This is a genomic window from Streptomyces sp. NPDC055078 (assembly GCF_053607985.1).
Map to the genome: position 1 here is coordinate 1 of NZ_JBSGUP010000684.1, position 4,273 is coordinate 4,273.

Consider the following 4,273-nt stretch of genomic DNA (forward strand, 5'->3'; position numbering starts at 1 on the left):
GTGCCGGGAGCGAAAGCTCCCGGCACACCGGGCCTTCGGGGTGCTCAGCCGGTCCGCGCGCTCAGCCGGTCCGCCGTGCGGGGAACGCGCCGTTCAGGAACCGCACCGCTCTGCCGTCGTCGCCGAGGTAGAAGGCGACGTCCCAGAGGTGGTCGCTCCCCACGGCGTCGTCGGCGGGCAGGAACCGGTGGTCGCCCAGCGGATACAGCTCGGATGTGAGCGGTTCGAGGTCCACGCCGGGCAGCTCGACCGGCGCGTTCGGCGACAGGGTCACGAACAGCCTGCCGTCCTCGGTGGTCACGTCGTAGCGCACGTCGTGGGACTCGTACACACCGAGATAGGGTGCCGGGTCGACCCAGACCTCAGCCGCCGCCGTCGGCCGCTCGGGCTTGGCGATCCCGAGGATCTCCTCGAACACATGACCGAAGACCCGGTCGGCGAAATGGTAGCCGCGGTTGGCCACATTGACCGTGACCGCGACGGCCAGTTGATGGATCGGCACCCACACCAGCGTCGACGAGCCGCACGGGGTGGTACCGGAGTGCCCGTAGACTGACACACCGTCCCAGGTCTTGGTGTACGGGCCGAGGCACCAGCCGTCCGCGAACAGCTTCGCGGGCACGTCGACCTGCCGGGTCTGCATCGCGGCGACGGATGCCGCCGACAGCACGCGGGTGCCGTCGGCGGCGAGTCCGCCCCGCAGGAAGAGCTGCCCGAACCGGACGAGATCTCCGGCGGAACAGGCGAGGGACGAGCCGGCCGGCCCGGCGCCCCGGGCGAAGATCCAGGGTTCCGCGTGGCGTACGCCGTCCTCGGTGTTGAGGTGGCCGACGGCGACGGGGTGGAAGATCTGCTCCTCCGGAAGGCTGGCGGAGTGCGGCAGCCCCGCCGGGCCGAGCAGCCGCTCGCGCAGGGCGGTGTCCCAGGTGGTCCCGGTGAGTGTCTCGACGATGAGGCCGGAGACATTGGTGGAGGCGTTGCTGTAGCCGAACCCCTCGCCCGGCCGGGCGACGACCGGCACCTCGGCGACCAAGTCGACCGTGGTCCGTACGCAGTCGTCGCCCCGGCCGGTGTCCGTGTACGGACCGTTGTCGATACCGCTGGACATCGACAGCAGATGCCGGGGCGTCACATTCTGGGTGGCGTACTCGTCACCGAGCCGGAAACCGGGCAGATACTTCGCCACCGGCTCGTCGATGTCGACCTTCCCCTCATCGACGAGCTGCATCACCAGGGCGGCGGTGAACACCTTCGTCGTGGAGCCGATCTGGAACAGCGTGTCAGCGGTGACGGCCCGTCCGGTGGCGAAGTTCTCCACTCCGACGGCGATCTCTTCGATGTCGTCACCGACGGCGACGGCGACCTGCGCGCCGACGATCCCCAGTTCGGTCGCGGCGTTCTGCGCCACGCGTGCGATGGCCTGCCTGTCGATAGTCATAGGCGGTCTCCTTGTACGACTGGTTGCGGCTGGTACGACGGTTCGCGCGCAACTCGCGCTATTCGGTAGTCTACGAAGTAGACTTCGATCCGGGTCGGTGGTGCCGCACAAATCCGGAGGACGCGCTTGGGTCTGGCGCACAAGCCGCCGGGGCCGGGCGGGGGCGGCGCCTGCCGGAGGATGTCTGCCGGAAGGCGCCGACAGAGGACCGCCCGTACGGACGGACGGTCCTCTGTCGGATCAGCTCTGCGGATCAGCCCGGCCGGATCAGCCCTTCTCCGGCGTCTCCCTACGGGGCGTCGCGGCGGACGCGTCCCCGGACGAGGACCCGGAGCCGGTACCTGAACCGGACGAAAACCCGGAACCGGAACCGGACTACTAGGACCCCGAACCGGACGAGGACTGCACCTCCTCCAGCGGCTTCAGCAGGACGGCGATGCCCTCCTCGAAGATCTGCTCCTGGGTCTGCATTGACTCGCTCATGGCGGCGATGACGCGCCGGAGTACGGGATAGTCGCCAGGTTCTCCGTCCACCCCGGAGCGGACCTGCGACCAGTACACCGGGTTGTTGTCCCAGCCCCGGCGGCCGGGGTGCAGGGCCGCGCAGCCCACCAGGAACCGGTGGAGCGCCGCGAACATCCCGACCGCGTCCCGGATGCCCAGTCCGGCGTCGAGCGCGATCGCGTAGCAGCGCTCGTTACGACGCAGCCCACCGGGCATCGGGGCATTGCCGGTGTCGAGCAGATGCAGCCCGGGGTACCGCAGCAGCAGTTCGTAGTCCGCCCGCAGCGCCTCCTTGATCACCTCGACCGGCGTCGCGGTCTCGCCGGGAGGCACCGGCAGTGGAAGCGCCCCCACCAGCCGGTCGCAGAGCGCCAGCAGCAGATCTTCCTTCGATCGGACATGGCGGTACAGGGACATCGCGTCGGCACCCAGCTCGGCCGCGACGGATCGCATCGTGACTCCGTCGAGACCGTCCCTGCCGAGCACCTCCTCGGCAGCGGCGAGGATCTTCTCCAGGCTGAGAGTCCCTCTCGGCGTACGCCGTTTCGCGCTCGTCGTTCTCTTGGCGACCATGTGCGCATCCTACAAAAGGCGGGAGATTCTCACACCCCACTCACCTTCTCCGTAGTCCACATCGTATCCTACGTGATTTGCACCTGGTAGCCAGGGATAAGAAGGCCCAAGTGGTGATCAGTCCCGATGCTTCGTCGAGATGGCAGGACTACGTCACATCGTTTGTTGTTTTTCTACGAAGTCACCGAGAGCGCCATGGCCGACGCTTCAGCCATCACCCCACGCTTTTCACCTCGCTGGAGGTCTCTCATGGCGACACCCGCCCCGCCCACCGCACCCACCGATCAGCGTTCGGCAACCGCGATCACGGTCGTGACCAGCGGTTCCGTGCTTGTCCTCACGATGCTCGAAGGCATGCTCTCGCCCGCACTGGTGGACATCCAGAACGGCGTCGGCGCCTCGCCCGCGTCGATCACCTGGGTGTTCACCGGACTGCTGCTCTCCGGCTCCGTGGCCACCCCGCTGATCGGCCGGCTCGCCGACCTTCACGACAAGCGGAAGCTGTACCTCGCGGTCCTGGCAGTCGTCCTCGCCGGAACGGTCATGTCGGCCACGGCGACCACGATCCTCGCCCTGGCCCTCGGCCAGGTCCTCCAGGGCATCGGACTCGCACTCTTCCCCCTGGTTCTGGGCATCCTGCGGGAGACCCAGCCGGCAGACCGGCTCAAGAACAGCACCGGACTCATCCTGAGTACCTCATCGATCGGCGGCGTCGTCGGCGTCCTGGTGTCCGGCCCCATCGTCGAGGCCCTCTCCTACCGCTGGCTCTACTGGCTGCCGCTCGGCGTCCTGACCCTCCTGTGGCTGGCCGCACTGCGCATCCTGCCGAGCCTGCCCTCGGCCGGGGAACCGGCGGGCACGAAGGGGGACTCACGCGCCGCCATCGACTGGCTGGGAGCCGCACTGCTCACCGCCGGACTGGCCGGGCTGCTCATCGCCCTCACGCAGGTCATCTCCTGGGGCTGGACGTCCGGACGCTTCCTCGCCCTTTCGGTCCCGTCCCTTCTCCTGCTCGCGGTATTCGTCGCCGTCGAACTGCGCGCCGAGTACCCGCTGGTTGACCTGCGGATCGGCGGCCGTACGGTCATGACCGCCTGTGCCGTGGTAGCCGCCATCGGCTGGGCCACCAGCACAGCGTCCATCGCCGTACCGATCATCGTGGCCGCACCCGACCCGACCGGCTACGGACTCGCCTCGACCACGACGGTCGCCGGCTACGTACTCGCCCCCCTCGGCTTCGCCGCCGGGGTCATGTCCATCGTGACCGGGCGCCTGGAGAAGTACGCCGACGCACGGACGATCCTGGTGGCCGCGTGCGTTCCCATCGGGGCCTCCTCGGCTCTCGTCCTGTTCGGCCACCCCGGACCCTGGATGCTCGCCCTGTGTTCGGCCCTCGCCGGCATCGGCATCGGCATCGGTTTCACCCAGGCCATGAACATCCTGATCGCCTCCGTCCCCGCCGAACGCGTCGCGAGCCTCAGCGGTTTCGTCTTCGTCGTCAAGGGCCTCGGCGGCACCCTCGGCAGCCAGGTCGCCGGAACCGTACTCGCCGGCGATGTCTTCCCCGGCACCCCCCTGCCCACCTGGTCCTCGATCACCACGGCCTTCTGGATCGCCCTGGCCGTCGCCGCCCTCGCCACCGTGCTCAGCGCCACCCTCCCCCACCGGACGGCCACCCCCGCCCCGGCCGTCCCCGCCGAGGTGTGACCCCCGGCGCGGGTGCGGGTGCGGGTGCGAGTGCGGGTGCCGGACGGGGTC

Annotated in this window: 3 protein-coding genes; 1 reads left to right on the plus strand and 2 read right to left on the minus strand. The window is 69.2% G+C overall.

The features are described 5' to 3' along the window. Nucleotides 1–61: 61 nt before the first annotated feature. Both ACWF94_RS34740 and ACWF94_RS34745 read right to left on the minus strand, forming a co-directional pair. Complete coding sequence (locus ACWF94_RS34740; protein WP_453497941.1) at nucleotides 62–1,438, minus strand: serine hydrolase domain-containing protein; 1,377 nt, start codon at nucleotides 1,436–1,438, stop codon at nucleotides 62–64. A gap of 378 nt (nucleotides 1,439–1,816) precedes the next feature. Then, the gene (locus ACWF94_RS34745) at nucleotides 1,817–2,515 is read right to left on the minus strand and encodes a TetR/AcrR family transcriptional regulator (RefSeq protein WP_453497944.1); all 699 of its coding nucleotides are present in this window, start codon (nucleotides 2,513–2,515) and stop codon (nucleotides 1,817–1,819) included. Nucleotides 2,516–2,764: 249 nt separating this feature from the next. Between ACWF94_RS34745 and ACWF94_RS34750 the strand changes: the two genes are divergently transcribed. Continuing rightward, nucleotides 2,765–4,222, plus strand: a complete 1,458-nt coding sequence (locus ACWF94_RS34750; RefSeq protein WP_453497947.1) for an MFS transporter — start codon at nucleotides 2,765–2,767, stop codon at nucleotides 4,220–4,222. Nucleotides 4,223–4,273: the final 51 nt, after the last annotated feature.

What these genes read in the sequence shown, in the direction of transcription:
- ACWF94_RS34750 (WP_453497947.1), top strand. Translation starts at nt 2,765, where the DNA reads ATGGCGACACCCGCCCCGCCCACCGCACCCACCGATCAGCGTTCGGCA.
- ACWF94_RS34740 (WP_453497941.1), bottom strand. Translation starts at nt 1,438, where the DNA reads ATGACTATCGACAGGCAGGCCATCGCACGCGTGGCGCAGAACGCCGCG.
- ACWF94_RS34745 (WP_453497944.1), bottom strand. Translation starts at nt 2,515, where the DNA reads ATGGTCGCCAAGAGAACGACGAGCGCGAAACGGCGTACGCCGAGAGGG.